Below are 20,745 nucleotides of genomic sequence, written 5' to 3'. Positions count from 1 at the left end.
CATGCCAATGTCGGCACGGTTAAGGTGGAACCGCACCTAGGCATTTCGACCGCATCGGGGACCTCCTCAACCAACGAGGCTTGCAGAACCTTTACCCCTACGGTTACCCTGGTGACACACGCACTCAAGACTGTGCGGAAAATGTCTATTAACCCGTTGTATTCAATGGTGGGCGGTGAGGGGCTCGAACCCCCGACCCTCTCGGTGTAAACGAGATGCTCTCCCAGCTGAGCTAACCGCCCGACCCATCGGCCTGCATCGGCCTTGGCCGATCTGGAGGCGCTTTCTAGTCTGACCGGGGCATTCCGCGCAAGCCAAGACTACTGCGGCAGGCTCGCATCCCGGGTCACGGCTCCGAGAATCAGATCGATCTGGGCCAGGGCATCAGCCGCGGGGTCGCTGGCGCGGCTATTGGCCAGGGTCACGCTGATAATGCCATGCACACTGGCCCAGAGCGCCCTCGCCGCCCGCGCACGCAAGGCCGGATCGGCGAAACGGGGCAGATCGGCGATCACCGATTCAACGATGGCAAACAGGCCCTCCTCGGACTGGACATAATCTGCTGAGCGGCCACCCTCCCCCCGCCGGCTGGTGCGCAGAACCGCATCCCAACGCCGCCCGTTTGCAAGCACAAAATCGAGATAGGCCCGCGCCAGTGCCATAAGCCTCGCCTCGGCACTGACTGCGCGCCCATCGATGGCCTCGAGCGCGGCGCGGTGATGGGCCGAGAACTCGCGATGGGTTTCCAGATTCAGCAGCCGGACCAGGGCCTCGATATCGCCGAACAGCTTGTAGATCGATCCGACGCTGAGCCCGGCCTCCCGCGCGATCGCGCGCGCCTGCATGCCCTCAAGCCCCACGGTCGCCAGCAATTTGCGCGCCGCCTGCAGAGCCGCACCGCGGTCTTGCTCGGTCAGGCCGGGCCGGCCCCGGGGTTTTCGGGTGTCGGGGCGGGCGGATTCGGGGCGCTGGGCGGGGCTCGGTTTCATCCTGCCCAGATTAGCGGAAAAGAAATAACGAACAACGTTCTTTTTTGCTTGCCTGAATCCGATTCACAGCCACTTTGTGAACATCGTTCGTTTTAAAGAGTGATCGCCATGACGACCTTCCCGTTCAGCCTCAAAGCGCACCCTCACCTGGCCACGCTGCGTCACTGGCTGCGCCTGCGCCCGGCCCGCGGTCATTTCCACATTGGCGATGGCTGGCTGGCCGCCTATCTCTCGCTTCTGCTCGGCGTGCTAAGTCTGGCGGGCGTGCTGGCCTTTCACTTCCCGGCCCACCTCACCATTCCCGAACTGCGGGCGAATTATGACCTCCCTGCCCTGCGCGCCGGGCTGGGAACCCTGATGATCCTGTCGGGTGTATTCGGTGTGCTGGCATTGATGCGCAAACGCCTGATGATCGCAGGCGCCGGACTGGGCGTTCTGGCCCTCGCCGCCCTGCTCGGCGGCGCCGACACGCCGCTGGGGCCGATAGAGGCCTCCAGCGTCTATGTCGGGCTGGACTGGTTCGTGCTCGGCCTGCTGTCGACCGGTTTCGTCTTCACCCTGCTGGAAAAAGCCGCCCCGCTGCGCGAGGACCAGCCGGTCCTGCGCGAGAACTGGTCGCTCGACCTGAAGCATTTCTTCGTCATGCACCTCCTGCTCGGTGCCTATCTGGCCGGCACCAATTTCCTGCTGGTCCAGGGGCTCGGCTGGGCGCGTTTCGATGTCATCACCGATTTCATCTCCGGCCTGCCCTTCATCGTGCAGTTCTTCGCCATCATGCTGGCGGTCGATCTGGTGGAGTATGTGGTCCACCGCGCCTATCACAGCCACCAGGCGCTGTGGGGCATCCATGCCGTCCACCACTCCTCCAGGACGATGGACTGGCTCGCGAGCTCGCGGCTGCACGTGCTCGAAGCCCTGATCACCCGCACCGCGACCCTGGCCCCGATCTTCCTGCTCGGCTTCGACCAGGCGGTGGTGAATGCCTACGCCCTGATGATCGGTTTCCACGCCACATTCATCCACGCCAATATCGATTGGGATCTGCGCTGGCTGGAACCGGTCTTCGTCACGCCCCGCCACCACCACTGGCACCACGCACTGGAAGAGTCGGCCCACAACAAGAATTTCGCGGTGCACTTTTCCTTCATCGACCGCCTGTTCGGGACGCTGCACATGCCGTCTGGCTGGCCGGCCGAGTACGGCATCGGTGCGGAAGAGCCGGCGCATAGCTACCGCGCCCACACCCTGCATCCGTTCAAGGGCCTGATCACGGTCTGAGGCGCCTCACGGCTTGCGGTCCATGCCCGTCACTTTCCCCCTTGCGTGAACCGGATTCAGCTGTAGCGTTTTTTTTATGAACATAGTTCATTAAAGGAGATACTGATGTTCAAAACCCTGTTCACCATCCTGCGAGGGCAGACTGCCCGGGCGCGCGACGAGATCGAAGACGGCCATGCCGTGCTGATCCTGGAGCAGAAACTGCGGGAGGCAACCGCCGGGCATGAACGCGCCAAGCGCGCCCTCGCCACGATGATCCTGCGCGAACGCAATGAGAAGCGCGCCCTGGCCGGGGTCGACACCCGGATCAATGATCTGGAAATCCGGGTCGGCGATGCCCTGAAGTCCGGGATGGAGGCCTTCGCCGCCGAGGGCGCAGACGCCATCGCCGAACTTGAACGGGAACGCGAGGTCCGCCGGCAAACCCTGGAACGCACGGAACTGGCGGCCCGGCGCCTGCGCCTGATGATCGAGAAAACCGACCGGCGATTGGTTGAATTACGGCTCGGCCTGACCACGGCCCGCGCGATGGAGGCCGAACGCGGCGCAACGCGTGAATTGCGCGGCGACTTCGCCGGGATGGCCGCGATCGTCGAGGGCGAGGCCGTACTCAAGCGCGCCCTGGAACGTGCCGATCCGGGCGAGGAACTCGATATCCTGGACCAGATTGATGCCGAGCTGAATGGCGATGACCTGGTCGAGCGAATGGCGGCCAAGGGACTGGGCGCGCCGCCCCGCACCCGCGGCGAAGACGTGCTTGCCCGATTGCGGGCCAAAACATCAACCGGCGCTGATGCCGGCCAAACCCAGAGCGCCTGAAGGAGATCACCATGCTGGGACAATCAAAACTGTGGGTCAGCTTCAATTACGCCTGTGTCATCGCCGCCTATGCGATGCTGGGCCTGTCGCTGATCCTGATGCCGGTCGATCTGTCGACCAAGGGCTATGTCGGAATGGGCGTCCTGTTCCTGACCGGCTCGCTCGTCACACTGGTCAAGACGCTGCAGGAACAGCGCATCAATGAACAATTCTCGTCCAAGGTCGAACGCGCCCGGCAGGAGAAACTGCTGAGCGATTACGTCGCCGCTGAATAGGCTGGGCACGCAAGCCGGGGGCCTGGCACCGCGACGTGCCAGGCCCTCTCGCCTCAATCCACGCTGACCCGGTCGATACGGTCCGCGGCATAGCAGCCGAGCATCCGGATCTCGCGGGTATGCTCCTCGAGCACTTTGAGACTGTCGCGCAGCCTTGGGTCATCGAGATGACCCTCCACATCCATGATGAACATCTCCTCCCAGGGATTGCCGGCGATTGGCCGCGATTCCAGCTTCACCAGATTGATGCCGTGATCGCGAAACCCGGTCAGCGCATTGACCAGCGCACCCGGATCGTCCCGGGTGGTGAACATCATCGAGGTCTTGCACTCGACCCCGCGCGCCGGAAGTTTGCTGTCACGGGCCAGAACGATGAAACGGGTGATATTCTGCTCGTGATCGCCAACCCCGTGCGCGAGGACGTCAAAGCCGAACAGCTTGGCTGCATCCTCACCGCCGATCGCGGCCGCGGTATCGTCCTCCTCGAGCAGGCGCTCAAGCGCCCGCGTCGTACTCGAGGACATATGGGTCTCGATCTCCGGATGCCCGGCGAGATAGCGGCGCGACTGCGCCAGCGCCTGGGGGTGGCCGAAGACGCGGTTGATACGGCCATTGCCGGACGCCTTGCCGATCAGGCAGTGATCCACCCGCAACATGAATTCGCCGGCGATCTTGGTGCGCCCCTCGAGCAGGATGTCGAAGACTTCATTGATCGAGCCTGTGGTGGTGTTCTCGATCGGCACGACGCCGAAATCGACCTCGCCGGTCTCGACGGCGCGGAAGATCGAGACGAAATCTCGTTTGGGTGACGGGACCACATTGGCATTGCGCCGCGCGAAGATCTTCTGGGCCGCGATATGGCTGTAACTGCCGGGCCCGCCGAGATAGGCGACGCTGGCTTCGTTGAGATCGGCATCGCGCATCGAGTCGAAACGGGTGCGTTGCATCCGGATGGAATCGTCAAACAGCGCGTGGAACACCTGCTCGACCAGTTCGCGCGAGACTCCACCGGCCTCGGCGCGGGCAACGGCTTCGCGCAATACCGCCTGTTCGCGCTCGCGGTCACGGACCGGAAGCCCGGAGCGCACCTTCTCATCGACAATTGCCTCGACCAGGGCTGTGCGCCGGGCGATGGCATCGACGAGATCGCGGTCGATCTGCGAGATCGATGACCGGATATCATCGCGGGATACTTGTTCAGACATGGCCTGTCTCTTCCTCAAAACGAAAAAGGCCTCCCCGGTTGGGGGAGGCCCTGGAAACTCGCTGCTTGTCGCGCGCGCTAGCCGGCCACCGCCCCCGAACGGGTTGCGTTGCTAAAATAGCCGGTAAAATAGAGCGCGGGACAAGTCATGGGAGGATTGTGCGTCCCTGCACCGCCGCCGTCAATGCCGCTACACCCACGTGACGCAAGTTTTATGCAGAAAAAAGGCCGGGATGACTAATCCCGGCCTTTCAATTCCAAACCGGCGTGAGCCGGAGGCATGTTAGTGTGCGAGCTGAGACTCACTGCCGTCAGCGGTCGGATTGGCCATCCCGGCCAGTGCAGCCGCATCGGACTCGGTCCATTCCACCGGCTCGACCGGGGTGGTCAGGGCGCGGGCCAGGACTTCATCGGCGGTTTCAACCGGGATGATCTCCAGACCCTGTTTCACATTGTCCGGAATTTCGACGAGATCCTTCTCGTTTTCCTTCGGGATCAATACCGTCTTGACGCCGCCGCGCAGGGCCGCGAGCAGTTTTTCCTTCAGACCGCCGATCGGAAGGACATGGCCGCGAAGGGTGATCTCACCCGTCATCGCCAGATCCTTGCGCACCGGAATACCGGTGAGCACCGAGACGATCGCCGTCATCATGCCGATACCGGCAGACGGACCGTCCTTCGGCGTCGCGCCCTCAGGGACGTGAACATGGATGTCCGTGGTGCGGAACACCGTTGGCCGGATACCCATGGAAGGCGCCCGCGACTGCACGAATGAATTCGCCGCCGAGATCGATTCCTTCATCACATCGCGCAGATTGCCGGTGACCGTCATCTTGCCGCGACCGGGCATCTTGACGGCTTCGATCTGCAACAGATCGCCGCCCGCTTCCGTCCAGGCCAGGCCGGTCACGAGACCGATACGGTCCTCGCGCTCGGATTCGCCGAAACGATATTTGCGCACGCCGGCGAATTCGCCGAGGTTTTCCGTCGTGATATCGACCCGCTCTGCCTTGCCGGTCTGCAGGCGACGCACCGATTTGCGGGCCAGATTGGCAAGCTCGCGCTCGAGACTGCGCACGCCCGCTTCCTGGGCGTAATAGCGGATCAGATCGCGCACGGCGTCATCAGACACCGACCAGTCACTCGGTGACAGGGCGTGATTGACCATCTGCTTGGGGATCAGGTGACGCTTGGCGATCTCGAGCTTTTCATCCTCGGTGTAACCGGCGATGCGGATGACTTCCATCCGGTCGAGAAGCGGCTGCGGCAGATTCAGCGTATTGGCCGTTGTCACGAACATGATGTCTGACAGGTCGTAATCGACCTCCAGATAATGATCGTTGAACGTCGCGTTCTGTTCCGGATCGAGCACTTCGAGCAGGGCTGCAGACGGATCGCCGCGGTAATCGGCGCCGAGCTTGTCGATTTCGTCGAGCAAGAAGAGCGGGTTGCTCGACTTGATCTTTTTCATCGACTGGATGATCCGGCCCGGCATGGAACCGATATAGGTGCGGCGGTGGCCCCGGATTTCCGCTTCGTCACGCACGCCGCCCAGCGACATGCGCACGAAATCGCGGCCCGTCGCCTTGGCGATCGAACGGCCGAGCGAGGTCTTGCCGACGCCCGGAGGCCCGACGAGACACAGGATCGGCCCACGCATCTTCTTGGTACGCGCCTGGACGGCGAGATGCTCGAGGATACGTTCCTTGACCTTCTCGAGGCCGTAGTGATCGGCTTCGAGAATGCCTTCGGCTTTTTCCAGATCGTTTTTCAGGCGTTTGCGCTTGCCCCAGGGCAGAGCCAGGATCCAGTCGAGATAATTGCGCACGACCGTGGCTTCCGCCGACATCGGGCTCATCTGGCGCAGCTTCTTGAACTCGGCCTCGGCCTTGGTGCGGGCCTCTTTCGAGAGCTTGGCCTCGGCGAGACGGTCTTCGAGCTCGGCGAGCTCCTCACGGCTGTCATCGCCCTCACCCAGCTCGCGCTGGATCGCCTTCATCTGCTCGTTGAGATAATATTCGCGCTGGGTCTTTTCCATCTGCCGTTTGACACGGCTGCGGATTTTCTTTTCGACCTGGAGAACGCCGATTTCGCCTTCCATCAGGCCGAGGATGCGCTCAAGACGAGCGGCCGCATCGGACTGTTCCAGCAAAGCCTGCTTTTCCTCGATCTTGACGGCGAGATGCGCGGCGATCGAATCCGACAGCTTGGCCGGATCGCTGATCTGGGCCAGCGAGGCGAGAGCCTCGGGCGGAACTTTCTTGTTGAGCTTGACGTAATCATCGAACTTCGCGGCGACGGTGCGCATCAGCGCTTCCAGCTCGGCCGGGTCGCCAACTTCCTCGACCATCGGCTCGCAGGTCGCCTCGTAGAAGTCCTCGTTCGCGGTATAGCCGGTGATTTCGACGCGGACGCCGCCCTCCACGAGAACCTTGACGGTCCCGTCAGGCAGTTTGAGCAATTGCAGGACCGAGGCGATCACGCCGGTCGAATGGATGGCTGAACTGGCCGGCTCGTCATCGCCGGCATTGCGCTGGGTGGCCAGCAGGATCTGCTTGTCGGCGCGCATGACTTCTTCCAGCGCCTTGACCGATTTCTCGCGGCCGACGAACAGGGGAACAATCATGTGCGGAAACACGACAATGTCGCGCAACGGCAGGAGGGGAAGTGTTTTTATAGTGGACATATATGCTCCATGCGCACCCGCTTGCCGGCGCGCCAGAACAGGACAGGCAGTCCTGATCCGGTTCGGCCCGACGCCGACGGGTGAAAACTAGTGGCAGCCGGGTGGCCGCCTCTTACGCCAACAGGTGGCGATGCGAGGCGGCGACGTCAAGCACCCGTGCGCTTATCGTCTTTGCGTTCGGCATAGATCAGCAATGGCTTGGCATTGCCCTCGACAACTTCGGCGTTGACGACGATCTCTTCGACCCCGTCCATCGAAGGCAGATCGAACATGGTCTCGAGCAGGATGCCCTCCATGATCGACCGCAGCCCGCGGGCACCGGTCTTGCGCAGGATGGCGCGCTTGGCGATCTGCTTCAGCGCATCCTCGGTGAAGGTCAGGCCAACGCCTTCCATGTCGAACAAGCGCTGATACTGCTTCACCAGAGCGTTCTTCGGTTCGGTCAGGATCTGGACCAGGGCGTCCTCGTCAAGGTCTTCCAGGGTCGCGATGACCGGCAGACGACCGACGAATTCAGGGATCAGGCCGAAACGCAGGAGATCATCAGGCTCGACCATGCGCAGGATATCGCCGGTGCGGCGGACATCGGGCTCACGCACATCGGCACCGAAGCCGATCGAGGAGCCCTGGCCGCGTTGCGAGATCACCTTGTCGAGACCGGAGAAGGCACCGCCGACCACGAACAGGATATTGGTGGTGTCGACCTGCAGGAATTCCTGCTGCGGATGCTTGCGCCCGCCCTGCGGCGGCACGGAGGCAACCGTGCCTTCCATGATCTTCAGCAAGGCCTGCTGCACGCCCTCACCCGAAACATCGCGGGTGATGGACGGATTGTCGGACTTGCGCGAAATCTTGTCGATCTCATCGATATAGACGATGCCGCGCTGGGCCCGCTCGACATTGTAATCGGCGGACTGGAGAAGCTTGAGAACGATGTTCTCGACATCCTCGCCGACATAGCCGGCCTCGGTCAGGGTCGTTGCGTCGGCCATCGTGAAGGGCACATCGAGGATGCGCGCCAGCGTCTGGGCCAGCAGCGTCTTGCCGCAACCGGTCGGGCCGATCAGCAGGATGTTGGACTTGGCCAGTTCGACATCGGAATTCTGGCTGGCGTGATTGAGGCGCTTGTAGTGATTGTGGACCGCGACCGCGAGCACGCGCTTGGCGTGCGACTGGCCGATCACATAATCATTCAGAACGTCAAAGATTTCCTTGGGCGGCGGCACGCCTTCCTTGGATTTCACCAGCGAGGATTTGTTCTCTTCGCGGATGATGTCCATGCACAGTTCGACGCACTCATCGCAGATAAAGACCGTCGGTCCTGCGATCAGCTTGCGCACCTCGTGCTGGCTCTTGCCGCAGAAGGAGCAGTACAGCGTGTTCTTGGACTCGGCGTCGCCGCCTGTGGTCTTACTCATGTCCGCTCCATTTCAAGCCCGGCTATCTCGTCGATCGCCGTAATGTGTTCAGTCCTGCAACATCAAGGCCGAACTTTAGCGAAAGGTTTCCGCGTCTGCTAATTCGACCATATCGCGACAGTCTGGTTCAAGCCAGCCTGCTGTTTCCGATCAGGATCAGGCCTCCGGATTGTCCGGATCGATCCGCTTGGCATAAACGTGATCGACCAGGCCGAATTCCTTGCCCTCATCCGCCGACATGAAATTGTCGCGGTCGAGCGCCTGTTCAATCTCATCATATGTCCGACCGGTGTGTTTCACGTAAATTTCGTTCAACCGGCGTTTGATCTTCTGGATGTCAGCCGCATGGCGTTCGATATCCGAAGCCTGGCCACGGAAACCGCCCGATGGCTGGTGCACCATGATCCGCGCATTCGGGGTCGCATAGCGCATGTCCGGATGACCGGCGGTCAGCAGCAGCGAACCCATCGAGGCCGCCATGCCCATGCACATCGTCGACACCGGGCTGCGGATGTATTGCATCGTGTCATAGATCGCCAGACCCGCGGAAACCACGCCGCCGGGCGAATTGATGTAGATGGAAATCTCTTTTTTCGGGTGCTCGGATTCGAGGAAGAGCAGCTGGGCCACGATCAGGCTGGCCATGTGATCCTCGATCGGACCGGTGATGAAGATGATCCGTTCCTTGAGCAGGCGGGAGTAGATGTCGAAGGCGCGTTCGCCCCGGCTGGTCTGTTCCACCACCATCGGAACCAGATTCATCATCACATCCTCGGGATTCTGCATATCAAGCTCCTTGGGCCATCGCCCCGCCTATATGGGGACGATTCTCTTCACGCGCGAGGTTCGAACTATTGCGGGCGTTGCCGAGACACGCAAGCCGCAGGCTGCAGCGCGAGGTGCGATGCGCCGGGTATAAAAAAGCGCCGGTGTGAAGCCACACCGGCGCTGTTTTCATCATCAGGCCCGATGGATCAGGCGTCTTTCTTGGCAGCAGGCTTCTTCTTTGCCGGTGCCTTCTTGGCGGCAGGCTTCTTGGCAGCAGGCTTTTCGTCAGCCTTCGCTGCAGCCTTGGCCGCCGGCTTTTTCTTGGCCGGAGCCTTCTTTTTCGCCGCTGGCTTGGCCGCTGGCGTCTCGTCGTCATCGGCATAGAGCTCTTCGCGGGTCACCGGCACATCGGTGACATCGGCGAGCTCGAGGATGTAGTCGACGACCTTCTCTTCATAGATCGGGGCGCGAACCTGGGCGACGGCGCCCGGATTTTTCTGGTAGAATTCCACCACCTGACGCTCCTGACCCGGATAGCGCATGGCTTCCTGGTTGATCGCGCGGGAGAGCTCTTCCTGGGTGACGTCGAGCTTGTTGCGATTGCCGATCTCGGCCAGCACCAGACCGAGGCGCACGCGGCGCTCGGCAATGCCGCGATATTCAGCCTTCAGCTCGTCTTCGCTCTTGTCCTTGTCTTCGTCCTCGAGATGGCCGTGCTCGATGGCATGGGCCACTTCGCGCCAGATATTCTCGAATTCGGCTTCGAGCATTTTCGGAGGCAGGTCGAAATCATGGGCTTCGTCGAGCTGGTCCAGCACGGCGCGCTTCACCTTCAGACGCGACTGGGCGGCATGCTCACCGGCGAAACGCTTCCGGAGGGCGTCCTTCAGGGCGTCGAGATCGGACAGGCCGAGGCGCTTGGCCAGCTCGTCATCAATCTTGGAGTCCTGCGGCGCTTCGACGGCCTTCACGGTGACGTCGAAGACGGCTTCCTTGCCGGCCAGATGCTTGGCCTGGTACTCGGCCGGGAAAGTGACGGTGACAGTGCGCTCTTCGCCGGCCTTGGCGCCGACAAGCTGTTCTTCAAAGCCCGGAATAAAGGCGCCATCGCCGAGACCGACGCGGCTGTCCTCAGCGGAACCGCCTTCAAAGGCAACGCCGTCGATCTTGCCGACAAAATCGATCACGACGATATCGCCATTCTCGGCCTTGGCAGCCTTGCCCTTTTTCGGTGCAAATTCACGGCTCTCATCGGCCAGCTTGGCCAGGGCGTCGTCGACTTCCTCGTCAGAGACCTCGATCACCGGGCGCGAGACCTTCAGCTTGGACGCATCGGCCGGATCAAATTCAGGCATGATCTCGAGGCTGATCTCGAACACGAAATCAGATTTGCCGGACGTGACTTCCTTGGCATCGCTGACCACCTTGATTTCCGGCTGCGAGGCCGGGCGCAGCTTGCGCTCATCAAGGGTCTTCTGCGTGGTTTCGGGCACCAGTTCATTGAGCATGTCGCCCATGATCGACTCGCCGAACATGCGGCGGATATGGCTGGTCGGCACCTTGCCGGGGCGGAAGCCCTTCAGGCGGACTTCAGGACGGATCTCCTGGATCTTCGCGTCCAGGCGAGCTTGCAGATCGTCTGCAGCAAAGACGATCTCATAAGTGCGGCTCAAGCCTTCGGCGGCTTTCTCGGTGACGTTCATGGGTTAGCCCTGGCATTGCTGTGGAGGCGGACAAATCCGCAGTAAAATTCGAGCGCGCGTTATGTCACGCCGATTCACGCTGCGCAACGCTGCGAAGCGGCTTGCCGGTGCGGATCAGCGCCGGAAGGGCGGATCAGGGGGTGAAATCACGAGATTCCGGGGCGGATTGAGAGCCAGATGGCGCAAGTTTGCACGATCAAAGCATGGCCTGCCCAGCCGAAGCTCGCGCAACAAGGGCGCTGTGATAACTGGAGGAACGTCGGAGCAAGTCCGCCTTCGCCAAGGCTGCGGCGGGACAGCCTTCGCTCGATTTAGCGTTGGGCCTGCCCAGCCGAAGCTCGCGCAGCGAGCGAAGGCTGGTGCGGATGGAGGGAATCGAACCCCCACGCCTTGCGGCACCAGAACCTAAATCTGGCGCGTCTACCAGTTCCGCCACATCCGCATGAGGTTGATAGTGAGCGCATATCTAGCGGTTGCAGCGGCGTCGTCAATATCGCCTCGCGGTGCCATGTGCCTGACGGAGCGGCCGGGAGCCGCGCGGCGGCGCTTGCAGTCCCCCTCATAATATATCCGCCTGTCACCCGGACCGGCAGATCATGCCCTTACGCCCTGCCCCCACAGCATTGCCCGCCGTTTTCGGCACCGCGGTCCGCTTCGGGGGCAATTCCGGTTCAAGCTTTCATTAACCATGCCCCCGCGAGATGAGGCCATTGAACAAGCTTGGGGTTTGGGACTTTGACCAGGAATACAACCGACAATCCAACACCAGTCTCGGCTGCTGTGAATGTGCTCCACATCGAGGACATGAATTGCGACGCGCTGCTGATCGAGCATTTTGTGCGCAATACCTACCCGGGTGACGTCCAGCTGCACCGGGTAAAATCCCTCGCAGCGGGCCGTGAAGCCCTCGCCGGCACAGCCTACGACATCATCCTGCTCGATCTCGGTCTCCCGGACGCAACCACGATTGAAGCCGACATCGCCGGCCTGCACAGCGCCCGGCTGGTGCCGATCATCATCCTGTCGGGTTGCGACAATTCAGAGATCATCGGCCGTACCTTTGCCTCCGGCGGCGAGGATGCGCTGGTCAAGTCGCTGGAAACGCTTCAGACGCTCGGATCGGTGATGGTCCGTACGCTGGAACGCGCCAGCGCAGCGCGCCTGCGCCAGGGCCAGGTGCAGGAAATGCACGCGCTTTATCGCAAATATTTCGAGGCCTGCGGCGATGCAGTCGTGATCACGATGCCCAATGGTGAATTCCTCAGCCGCAACGCCCATGCCGAGCGGTTGTGGACCGCGACCAATATTGAAGCCTACGCCCGCAATTTCAAACTCCGGATCGAGGAATCCCTGCGCTTTCCGATGATCCTGCAATTCGCCGATCCGGACCGTTTTGAAATCCACGACGCCATCATCACCCCCGTCTCGCACAATGGCGCCACCGTGCTGATCGCCACCATCCGCGACATGAAGCAGGCGAGTCCGGCGCACCTCTCTCCCGATGTCCTGCCCCTGCACGGCCATGCCGGGACCGCATCGGATGACGAGCTCCCCCGGCTGCAATACGCCCGCGCCTGACCGGCCGCTTGCACCGGGCCCCGTCTTTCCCCTAGCTAGGCGCTTGAACGCCGCCGGCCATCGGTGGTCAGGCAGGGAGCGCCCGAATGACCGAAGAACCCGAACGCACCAGCTTCGACTGGGAAAACCGCTTTGTCGCCGATGACACGCCCTGGGAGCGGCAGGAACTGCATCCGGGCATGCTGGCCTGGATGCGGGCCGGAGAGCTTGAACCGGGAACACGGGTCATCATTCCCGGCTGCGGCCGTTCGCCGGAACTCGCCTTCCTCGCCGGGTGCGGGCTTGATGTCACCGGCGCCGACCTATCGGCCACCGCCCTCGCCTTCCAGCGCCAGGCGCTCGAGGCGGGCGGTCATGAGGCGACCCTGCTCGAGGGCGATGTCCTCGCCCACCGGCCGGATGCCCCCTATGACCGGGTCTATGAGCAGACCTTCCTGTGCGCCATCCCGCCGCGCCTGCGCGTCGATTACGAGCGCGCGCTGTGTGAATGGCTGAAGCCGGGCGGGCATTTGCTCGCGCTCTTCATGCAAAAGGACGTGCCGGGCGGACCGCCCTATGGCTGTGCCCTGGACGCGATGCATGAGCTCTTCCCGGCCGAACGCTGGATCTGGCCCGATGACGAGGATTTCGTCGCCTGGCCGCATCCATCCCTGAAGGGCAAGCCAGAACTGGCGGGCGTGCTGGTGCGGCGCTAGGACGCGTCCTCGGCCGCCCTCACCGGTGCCGCCGGCATTTTGCGCGCCTTGCCGTGCTTGGCCGTCATCGGCGCGCGGGTCAGGACATAGAGCCCGGCTAGAACGCCCGCCGTGATGTTGGCGAAGGCCACGCCCCAGATCACACCCTCAGGCGCATCAAGCCAGTACGCGCCGAGCAGCACGCCAGGCACCATCAGGCCAAGGGCGCGGCCGGCGGTGATCGCCATGCCATGGCCGGGCCGGCCGAGACCATTGAAACCGGCGCTCGCCGCAATGGTGATGCCATAGCCGGCAATCGTCAGCGGCACGATGCGCCAGTAGAAGACCGCCGTTGCCTGGCCCGCCTCGCTGGGCAGGAAGGCGCCCGCGAGCAGACCGGCGCAGAGCCAGAGCACGATCGCGATCGCCAGGCTCCAGCCGATGCAGAACAGGAAGCTGGAGCGGAAGGCCTCGCGAACACGGTCGAGCCGGTCGCCGCCACCATTCTGGCCCGTCACGGCGCCGATACTGGCCGATAGCGCGAACAGCGGCACGATGGCGAAGGCCTCGATCCGGCCCGCCACGCCCAGCGCCGCCACCGCGGCATCGCCAAAGCGTGCCATGGCCAGTCCGCTCATCGCGACCGTCATCGCGATCGGGTTGAAGATATTGGAGATGCTGGCTGGCAGGCCGACCCGGGCGATATCGCGCCAGTGATGCCAGACCTCGCCGAGATCGCTCCAGCCGAAATCGATCAGCTTTTCCTTGAACACCAGATACCAGCCGACCATGGCGAAGGTCAGAGCGTTGGCAGCCACCGTCGCCAGTGCCGCACCGGACACGCCCCAGCCCAGGCCGGGAAACAGGCCGAAGACATCATCGAGGATGAAAATCGGATCAAGGATCAGATTGAATACGGCAGCTGCGATCATCATCAGGCTTGGCACAAGCGCATTGCCCAGCGCGCGCAGGATATTGCTCGCCACCATCGGGCCGACGATCAGGACGATGCCGCCGAACCAGACCGTCATGTAGTCGACAACATGCGGCAACATGGTGGCGCTGGCGCCGAGGGCGCGGAAGATCGGCTCCACGAAGATGATACCCAGCGTGGACACCGCGCCGACCGAAAGCAGTGAGAGCGTCATGGCGTCGGTGGCGATGCGCGGGATCGAACTGGCATCCTTGCGGCCGGCCGCACGTGAAACCGCCGAAACAGCCCCGGCCCCCAGGCCGATCGAGACGCTCATCACCAGCATGGTGACGGGAAAACTCATCTGCACCGCAGCCTGCTGCGCCGTACCGAGGGTTCCCACCCAGTAGGTATCCACAATGCCCACCAGCATCATGGCGAGAATACCGAAACTCATCGGCACGAGCATGCGCAGGACGTGCCCGAAAACCGGACCCTGCGTCATGTCGTGTGCTGTCCGTCCGGCCATGTGTCACCCTTCCAACGCGCAGGCGATGTTAGATAGATTGTCCCGGACTTGTCTGCACCCGGTAGAGGTCACTTCAGCGTGAATAGCCGCTATGCGGTGGGCTTGTTGAGATCATAGGCGGCGATGCTCGCCAGGTTGACGATATCGGTCACCGAAGCGCCCAGCCGGGCGATCTGGACCGGTTTTTCCAGCCCCACCAGCATCGGACCGATCACCGTCGCACCTCCGGCTGCCTTGAGCAGACGCACCGCGATCGAGGCGGAATGGACTGCCGGCATGATCAGGATGTTCGCAGCCTCGGTGAGCCGCGAGAACGGGTAGAGCTCGTGATGATCCGGATCGAGGGCGATATCGGCCGCCATCTCGCCCTCATATTCGAAATCGACACCGAGCCCGTCGAGAATGCGCACGGCGTGCTGGATCTTTTCCGAACGCTCGCCCGGCGGATTGCCGAAGCTTGAATAGGACAGGAAGGCCAGATGCGGCGTCATCCCGAGGCGGCGCGAGGAATTGGCCGTGGCCACGGCAATCTCGGCCAGCGCCTGGGCGTCGGGGAATTCGGTGACACTGATATCCCCGATAATCAGGGTGCGCCCGCGCGAGACGGCCGCAGCGATACCGACCGCGCGCCCGCCCTCGGCCGGCTCGAGAGCCAGTTTCACATCGCGCATCACGACATTGGAATGGCGTGTCACGCCGGTGACCATGCCATCGGCCTGGCCCATCTTCAGCATGCAGGCAGAGAAGACATTGCGGTCATTATTGACCAGACGCTGGACATCGCGGCGCAGATACCCCTTGCGCTGCAGCCGCCCATACAGGAAGTCGGCATATTCCGAATTGTGCTCGGACAGGCGGGCATTGCAGATTTCCAGCGACCCGGCGGGGATCCCCAGTTCGCGCATATTGCCCAGCGCAATGTCCTCGCGCGCCACCAGGATAGCCCGGCCCAGCCCCTGGGACTGGAAGGCGTGCGCGGCGCGGATCACCGACGGCTCCTCACCCTCGGCAAACACAATCGTCTTCTGCTCGGCCTGGATCGAGGCCGCGACACGCTGTTGCAGCGCCGCCGTGGGGTCGAGACGGCGTGCCAGCGTGTGGGTGTAGTTGACGCCCTCCGCGAAGGGCAGACGGGCGACACCGCTCTCCACCGCCGCCTTGGCGACGAAGGGCGGGACCCAGGAGATCAGACGCGGATCAAAGGGCGACGGGATGATGTAATTGCGGCCGTATTGCAGCCGTTCGCCCTTGTAGGCGATCGCGACCTCGTCCGGCACATCCTCGCGCGCCAGGGCGGCAAGGGCCCGGGCAGCAGCGATCTTCATTTCCTCATTGATGGTACGGGCGCGGACATCGAGCGCACCGCGGAAAATATAGGGGAAGCCGAGGACATTATTGACCTGGTTGGGATAATCCGACCGGCCCGTCGCCATGATGACATCATCGCGCACCGACTTGACCTCTTCCGGGGTGATTTCCGGAGTTGGATTGGCCATGGCGAAAACAATCGGATCAGGCGCCAGGCTGGCGATGATATCCTTGGTGAATACACCCGCCGCCGACAGGCCCAGCAGGACATCGGCCCCGACAGCCGCTTCGGCCAGCGTGCGCGCCTCGGTCTTGACCGCATGCTTGGCGAGACGTTCGTGCAGCCCCTCACGACCTTCATAAACCACGCCCTCGATATCGACGACGATGGTGTTTTCCTTGCGCACGCCAATCGATTCGATCAGCTCGAGCACCGACAGCCCGGCGGCGCCGGCGCCGCACAGAACGACCTTGGTGTCCTCCAGCTTGCGGCCGGTAATATCGCAGGCATTGATCAACCCCGCCGTCGCGATGATCGCGGTGCCATGCTGGTCGTCGTGGAAGACCGGGATATCGAGCAATTCACGCAGACGCCGTTCGATCTCGAAACACTCCGGCGACTTGATATCTTCCAGATTGATCCCGCCAAACGTGTCACCGAAGCCGCGTACACAGGCAATGAACTCGTCCGGATCGGTATAGTCGATCTGGATATCCACCGCGTCGATATCGGCGAAGCGCTTGAACAGCACTGCCTTGCCTTCCATCACCGGCTTCGAGGCGCGCGGCCCGAGATTGCCGAGGCCGAGAATGGCGGTGCCGTTGGAGACGACAGCGACCATATTGCCCTTGGACGTGTAGTCGTAGACCGCATCAGGATCCGCCGCGATCGCCCGCACCGGCGCTGCAACGCCCGGCGAATAGGCCAGAGCCAGGTCACGCTGGGTCGACATCGGCTTGGTCGAGGCGATCGCCAGCTTGCCCGGCGTCGGCTTGTTGTGAAAGACGAGCGCGTCGATATCGAGCTGGCTGTCGGCACTGTACGGGGTATCTGAAGGCATGGTGCAACCTTATGGAGGGCGTGGTTCGAACATGACCTGACACGCGCCGCGCGCCAAGCCCGCGATCTGTATTATCGGCCGGGCGAAGGCCCCGCCTGCAGTAGCCGGGCGAGTGCCCGCTCCCGGGCCAGCTCTGCTGCCTGCGCCTGCAACACCTGCGGCATCATGCCGGCCAGGTCCTCGGCAATCAGGCCGGCACCGAGCCGCCGGCCGGCATCGCCATGCAACCAGGCGCCCGCACAGGCCGCCTGGAAAGCGGGGAGTGATTGCGCCAGCAGGCCACCGATTATTCCGGCCAGGACATCGCCGCTGCCCGCGGTCGCCAGGGCGGGACAGGCGTGGCGATTGACCACCGTCACCTGCCCTTGCGCCGCTATGACCGTGTCAGCCCCCTTGAGCAGAACCACACAGCCCGCCAGCCGCGCCGCCTCGGCCGCCGCCTCGATATGGTTGGCGGATCGGCCCAGAAGGCCGGGGAAAATGCGCTCAAACTCCCCGGCGTGCGGTGTGATGACATCCTGCGGCCGCAGCTGCGTCAGCAAGGTTTGCGGATCCGCTTCAAAACTGGTCAGGGCGTCGGCGTCGAGCACCATTGGCGCCGGCTGGGCCAGGGCCTCAAGCACCGCCCGCCGGGTGGCTTCGCCAACCCCGGCCGCGGGCCCGATCACCGCCGCCGTCGCCCGCAGGCCGGAGAGCAATTCACCGGTGCCGGCGTCGGCATCCCAGCGCTTGAGCATCACCGCCGTCAGCGCCGAGGCATTCACCAGCAGCGCCGAGGCAGGACTGGCAAGGGTCACAAGGCCGGCACCGCTGCGCAAGCCGGCCAGAGCCGACATCCGCGCCGCGCCGGTTGAGCTGGCGCCACCGGAGAAGACCACCAGACGCCCACGTTGATGCTTGTGCGTTCCCGCATCCGGCATACGCAGCGCCTCGCGCCACAGGGCCGGTTCATTGACCCGGGCTACCGGGGTCACGCTGTCACGCCAGCTGTCGGGAATGCCGATATCGGCGATCACCACCTCACCGCACCGTGAGGCCGAAGGCTCCAGGCAGTGGGCGGGCTTGCGGCAATGAAAGCTCACTGTGAGATCGGCGCGCAGGCTGACGCCGTCACAATCGGGCCGGTCGCCCTGTATCCCGCTGGGCAGATCGACGGCGACCACCGGCAGGCCGCTGCCGGCCAGCCGCGTCACCAGGGCGGCGGCGACACCGTCAAGCGGCCGGGTCAGGCCGGCGCCGAACAGGGCATCAATGATCAGGCGGGCATCGCCAGCCGAATCGGCCGTCAACGCCTCGACCGCGCCGTCCCAAAGCGCGAAGGCCCGCGCGGCATCGCCGCGCAGCTGCTCCGGATGACCCAGCAGCGCGATCCGCACCGGCCAGCCTGCCTGGCGCAGGATGCGGCCGCAGACGAAACCATCGCCGCCATTATTGCCCGGGCCGCAAAGAATCAGGGTCTGGCGCGGCGCCCAGCGGGCAGCAATCGCCCGCGCGACCGCCTGTCCGGCGGCCTCCATCAACACAGTACCGGGCACACCAATGGCGGCGGCATGGCGGTCGCACGCGCCGCAATCAGCGGTCTTGAGCACATCGAGAGGCATCATCGCTCCATTGTGCGGCACAACTGCCCGATTGTGAGGCATTTGTGAGCGGGAACATTATCGCGGATCATTTGGCGGTTGTAAGCTCGCAGTGCATCACTAGCCTCAAATCAGGATTTCGGAGTCGGCCATGAAGAAAATCGAAGCCATCATCAAACCGTTCAAGCTGGATGACGTGAAGGAAGCCCTGCAGGAAATCGGTGTGCAGGGCCTGACTGTCATCGAGGCGAAGGGGTTTGGTCGCCAGAAGGGTCACACCGAACTCTATCGCGGCGCCGAATACGTCGTCGACTTCCTGCCGAAGATCAAGATCGAGCTGGTTCTGCCGGCCGACCGGGTCGAGGCCGCCATTGAAGCCATCCAGACCGCGGCCCAGACCGGCCGGATCGGCGACGGCAAGATCTTCGTCAGCCCGATCGAACGCGTCATCCGCATCAGAACCGGCGAAACCGGCCTCGACGCGCTTTAACCCATCCATCTCTGCCGCCCAGCAAATTCGGAGTCTGGCCCATGTCCAACAAAATTCTCAAGAAACTGCATGATGAAGACATCAAGTATGTCGACCTGCGCTTCACCGATCCGCGCGGCCAGCTGCAGCACGTCACCTTCGACCGTTCCGAAGTGAACGAAGACTTCTTCGAAGACGGCGTGATGTTTGACGGCTCCTCGATCGCCGGCTGGAAGGCGATCAATGAGTCCGACATGGTGCTCAAGCCCGATACGGACGCCATGTTCATGGACCCCTTCTATCAGCAGCCGACCATGATCCTGCTGTGCGACATTCTCGAGCCCGGCACCGGCGAGGCCTACAACCGCGACCCGCGCACCACCGCGAAAAAGGCCGAAGCCTTCCTCACCTCTACCGGCATTGGCGACACCGCCTATCTCGGGCCGGAAGCGGAGTTCTTCGTGTTCGACGATGTCCGCTACAATACCAGCCAGGGCGAGACGAGCTATTCCATCGACAGCGAGGAAATGCCCCAGAATACCGGTCGCCAGTATGAAGGCGGCAATATGGGTCACCGTCCGGGCCCCAAGGGCGGCTACTTCCCGGTCAATCCTGTCGATAGCGGCCAGGACATGCGCTCCGAAATGCTGTCGGTGATGGAAGACCTCGGCCTGAAACCCGAGAAACACCACCACGAGGTGGCCCCGGCCCAGCACGAACTCGGCATGAAGTTCGACACGCTGACCACCATGGCCGACCGCATGCAGATGTATAAGTACACGGTCAAAATGGTCGCCCATGCCTATGGCAAGACCGCGACCTTCATGCCCAAGCCGATGTGGAACGACAACGGCACCGGCATGCATGTGCACCAGTCGATCTGGAAGAATGGCAATCCCGTCTTCGCCGGCGATCAATATGCCGACCTGTCGGAAACCTGCCTCCACTATATCGGCGGCATCATCAAGCATGCCCGGGCCATCAATGCTTTCGCCAATGCCTCGACGAATAGCTACAAACGCCTGGTTCCAGGTTTCGAAGCCCCGGTCCTGCTGGCCTATTCGGCCCGCAACCGCTCCGCATCGATCCGCATCCCATGGGTCAACTCGCCGAAGGCCAAGCGTCTGGAAACCCGCTTCCCCGATCCCGCCGGCAATCCCTACCTCACCTTCGCAGCCCTGCTGATGGCAGGCCTGGACGGCATCGAGAACCGGATTCACCCCGGCGATCCGATGGACAAGGATCTCTACGACCTGCCACCGCAGGAACTCCAGGGCATCCCGACCGTCTGCCGTTCCCTGCGTGAAGCACTCGAATCGCTCGATGCCGACCGCGACTTCCTCAAGAAGGGCGGCGTGATGGATGACGACCAGATTGACGCCTATATCGATCTGAAACTGGAAGAAGTGCTGCGTTTCGAAATGCATCCACACCCGGTTGAATTCGACATGTATTATTCGTGCTGACCGGGCGTTCCGGCTCCCAGCATACGG

At 62.9% G+C, this 20,745-nt stretch carries 16 protein-coding genes and 2 tRNA genes; 7 read left to right on the top strand and 11 right to left on the bottom strand.

Annotated elements, in window-relative coordinates; all coding sequences use genetic code 11:
* Positions 1-166: 166 nt before the first annotated feature.
* Together ACN0YF_RS01335 and ACN0YF_RS01330 are read right to left on the bottom strand one after the other, a co-directional pair.
* Positions 167-242, bottom strand: a tRNA-Val gene (locus ACN0YF_RS01335).
* Between the two features lie 78 nt (positions 243-320).
* Entirely contained in the window at positions 321-989 is a 669-nt protein-coding gene (locus ACN0YF_RS01330) for a TetR/AcrR family transcriptional regulator (protein WP_417493027.1), read from the bottom strand.
* A 108-nt stretch (positions 990-1,097) separates the two neighbouring features.
* Here ACN0YF_RS01330 and ACN0YF_RS01325 point away from each other — a divergent pair, with 108 nt between their 5' ends.
* From ACN0YF_RS01325 to ACN0YF_RS01315, 3 genes are all read left to right on the top strand, one after another.
* Positions 1,098-2,267 carry a sterol desaturase family protein gene (locus ACN0YF_RS01325; protein WP_417493026.1) on the top strand — a complete coding sequence of 390 codons (1,170 nt, stop codon included), beginning with the start codon at positions 1,098-1,100 and terminating at the stop codon, positions 2,265-2,267.
* A gap of 105 nt (positions 2,268-2,372) precedes the next feature.
* The gene (locus ACN0YF_RS01320) at positions 2,373-3,086 is read left to right on the top strand and encodes a PspA/IM30 family protein (RefSeq protein WP_417493025.1); all 714 of its coding nucleotides are present in this window, start codon (positions 2,373-2,375) and stop codon (positions 3,084-3,086) included.
* Positions 3,087-3,097: 11 nt separating this feature from the next.
* Positions 3,098-3,361 (top strand): YiaA/YiaB family inner membrane protein, encoded by a 264-nt coding sequence (locus tag ACN0YF_RS01315; RefSeq protein ID WP_417483431.1) that lies wholly within the window; start codon positions 3,098-3,100, stop codon positions 3,359-3,361.
* Positions 3,362-3,414: 53 nt separating this feature from the next.
* On the opposite strand, the gene pheA is transcribed toward ACN0YF_RS01315, so the two are convergent.
* The 6 genes from pheA to ACN0YF_RS01285 form a co-directional block, all read right to left on the bottom strand.
* Positions 3,415-4,566, bottom strand: a complete 1,152-nt coding sequence (pheA, locus tag ACN0YF_RS01310; RefSeq protein WP_417483432.1) for a prephenate dehydratase — start codon at positions 4,564-4,566, stop codon at positions 3,415-3,417.
* Positions 4,567-4,848: 282 nt separating this feature from the next.
* On the bottom strand, positions 4,849-7,251 hold the full coding sequence (lon, locus tag ACN0YF_RS01305; protein ID WP_417493024.1) for an endopeptidase La: 2,403 nt from the start codon (positions 7,249-7,251) through the stop codon (positions 4,849-4,851).
* Between the two features lie 146 nt (positions 7,252-7,397).
* Complete coding sequence (gene clpX / locus ACN0YF_RS01300; RefSeq protein ID WP_417483434.1) at positions 7,398-8,669, bottom strand: ATP-dependent Clp protease ATP-binding subunit ClpX; 1,272 nt, start codon at positions 8,667-8,669, stop codon at positions 7,398-7,400.
* A gap of 156 nt (positions 8,670-8,825) precedes the next feature.
* Entirely contained in the window at positions 8,826-9,455 is a 630-nt protein-coding gene (locus tag ACN0YF_RS01295; protein ID WP_417483435.1) for an ATP-dependent Clp protease proteolytic subunit, read from the bottom strand.
* 188 nt (positions 9,456-9,643) lie between these two features.
* The gene (gene tig / locus ACN0YF_RS01290; RefSeq protein WP_417483436.1) at positions 9,644-11,140 is read right to left on the bottom strand and encodes a trigger factor; all 1,497 of its coding nucleotides are present in this window, start codon (positions 11,138-11,140) and stop codon (positions 9,644-9,646) included.
* A gap of 357 nt (positions 11,141-11,497) precedes the next feature.
* Positions 11,498-11,582: transfer RNA gene (locus tag ACN0YF_RS01285), tRNA-Leu, on the bottom strand.
* 344 nt (positions 11,583-11,926) lie between these two features.
* On the opposite strand from ACN0YF_RS01285, the gene ACN0YF_RS01280 reads away from it, so the two are divergent.
* Together ACN0YF_RS01280 and ACN0YF_RS01275 are read left to right on the top strand one after the other, a co-directional pair.
* Complete coding sequence (locus tag ACN0YF_RS01280) at positions 11,927-12,718, top strand: response regulator (protein WP_417493023.1); 792 nt, start codon at positions 11,927-11,929, stop codon at positions 12,716-12,718.
* 86 nt (positions 12,719-12,804) lie between these two features.
* A complete protein-coding gene (locus ACN0YF_RS01275; RefSeq protein WP_417493022.1) occupies positions 12,805-13,413 on the top strand; it encodes a methyltransferase domain-containing protein in 609 nt (202 codons plus the stop codon).
* Here the strand turns inward: ACN0YF_RS01275 and ACN0YF_RS01270 are convergent.
* From ACN0YF_RS01270 to ACN0YF_RS01260, 3 genes are all read right to left on the bottom strand, one after another.
* A complete protein-coding gene (locus ACN0YF_RS01270) occupies positions 13,410-14,834 on the bottom strand; it encodes an MATE family efflux transporter (RefSeq protein ID WP_417493021.1) in 1,425 nt (474 codons plus the stop codon). The two genes, ACN0YF_RS01275 and ACN0YF_RS01270, sit on opposite strands and share 4 nt — an antisense overlap.
* Positions 14,835-14,923: 89 nt before the next feature.
* The gene (locus ACN0YF_RS01265; protein ID WP_417493020.1) at positions 14,924-17,203 is read right to left on the bottom strand and encodes an NADP-dependent malic enzyme; all 2,280 of its coding nucleotides are present in this window, start codon (positions 17,201-17,203) and stop codon (positions 14,924-14,926) included.
* Between the two features lie 71 nt (positions 17,204-17,274).
* Positions 17,275-18,807 carry an NAD(P)H-hydrate dehydratase gene (locus ACN0YF_RS01260; protein ID WP_417493019.1) on the bottom strand — a complete coding sequence of 511 codons (1,533 nt, stop codon included), beginning with the start codon at positions 18,805-18,807 and terminating at the stop codon, positions 17,275-17,277.
* A gap of 127 nt (positions 18,808-18,934) precedes the next feature.
* On the opposite strand from ACN0YF_RS01260, the gene ACN0YF_RS01255 reads away from it, so the two are divergent.
* A complete protein-coding gene (locus ACN0YF_RS01255) occupies positions 18,935-19,273 on the top strand; it encodes a P-II family nitrogen regulator (RefSeq protein WP_417468013.1) in 339 nt (112 codons plus the stop codon).
* 41 nt (positions 19,274-19,314) lie between these two features.
* Positions 19,315-20,718 carry a type I glutamate--ammonia ligase gene (gene glnA / locus ACN0YF_RS01250; RefSeq protein ID WP_417483442.1) on the top strand — a complete coding sequence of 468 codons (1,404 nt, stop codon included), beginning with the start codon at positions 19,315-19,317 and terminating at the stop codon, positions 20,716-20,718.
* The last annotated feature ends 27 nt before the right edge of the window (positions 20,719-20,745 follow it).

The sequence above is a fragment of the Maricaulis sp. genome, from assembly GCF_048270265.1.
In the GTDB taxonomy this organism is placed as follows: Bacteria; Pseudomonadota; Alphaproteobacteria; order Caulobacterales; family Maricaulaceae; genus Maricaulis.
The sequence above is the reverse complement of the archived record's forward strand: the minus strand, read 5'-3'. Positions and strand labels throughout refer to the sequence as shown.

Bases quoted from the DNA above. Each gene is read 5' to 3' on its own strand.
- ACN0YF_RS01330 (WP_417493027.1), bottom strand. From the start codon at position 989: ATGAAACCGAGCCCCGCCCAGCGCCCCGAATCCGCCCGCCCCGACACC.
- ACN0YF_RS01325 (WP_417493026.1), top strand. From the start codon at position 1,098: ATGACGACCTTCCCGTTCAGCCTCAAAGCGCACCCTCACCTGGCCACG.
- ACN0YF_RS01320 (WP_417493025.1), top strand. From the start codon at position 2,373: ATGTTCAAAACCCTGTTCACCATCCTGCGAGGGCAGACTGCCCGGGCG.
- ACN0YF_RS01315 (WP_417483431.1), top strand. From the start codon at position 3,098: ATGCTGGGACAATCAAAACTGTGGGTCAGCTTCAATTACGCCTGTGTC.
- pheA (WP_417483432.1), bottom strand. From the start codon at position 4,566: ATGTCTGAACAAGTATCCCGCGATGATATCCGGTCATCGATCTCGCAG.
- lon (WP_417493024.1), bottom strand. From the start codon at position 7,251: ATGTCCACTATAAAAACACTTCCCCTCCTGCCGTTGCGCGACATTGTC.
- clpX (WP_417483434.1), bottom strand. From the start codon at position 8,669: ATGAGTAAGACCACAGGCGGCGACGCCGAGTCCAAGAACACGCTGTAC.
- ACN0YF_RS01295 (WP_417483435.1), bottom strand. From the start codon at position 9,455: ATGCAGAATCCCGAGGATGTGATGATGAATCTGGTTCCGATGGTGGTG.
- tig (WP_417483436.1), bottom strand. From the start codon at position 11,140: ATGAACGTCACCGAGAAAGCCGCCGAAGGCTTGAGCCGCACTTATGAG.
- ACN0YF_RS01275 (WP_417493022.1), top strand. From the start codon at position 12,805: ATGACCGAAGAACCCGAACGCACCAGCTTCGACTGGGAAAACCGCTTT.
- ACN0YF_RS01270 (WP_417493021.1), bottom strand. From the start codon at position 14,834: ATGGCCGGACGGACAGCACACGACATGACGCAGGGTCCGGTTTTCGGG.
- ACN0YF_RS01265 (WP_417493020.1), bottom strand. From the start codon at position 17,203: ATGCCTTCAGATACCCCGTACAGTGCCGACAGCCAGCTCGATATCGAC.
- ACN0YF_RS01260 (WP_417493019.1), bottom strand. From the start codon at position 18,807: ATGATGCCTCTCGATGTGCTCAAGACCGCTGATTGCGGCGCGTGCGAC.
- ACN0YF_RS01255 (WP_417468013.1), top strand. From the start codon at position 18,935: ATGAAGAAAATCGAAGCCATCATCAAACCGTTCAAGCTGGATGACGTG.
- glnA (WP_417483442.1), top strand. From the start codon at position 19,315: ATGTCCAACAAAATTCTCAAGAAACTGCATGATGAAGACATCAAGTAT.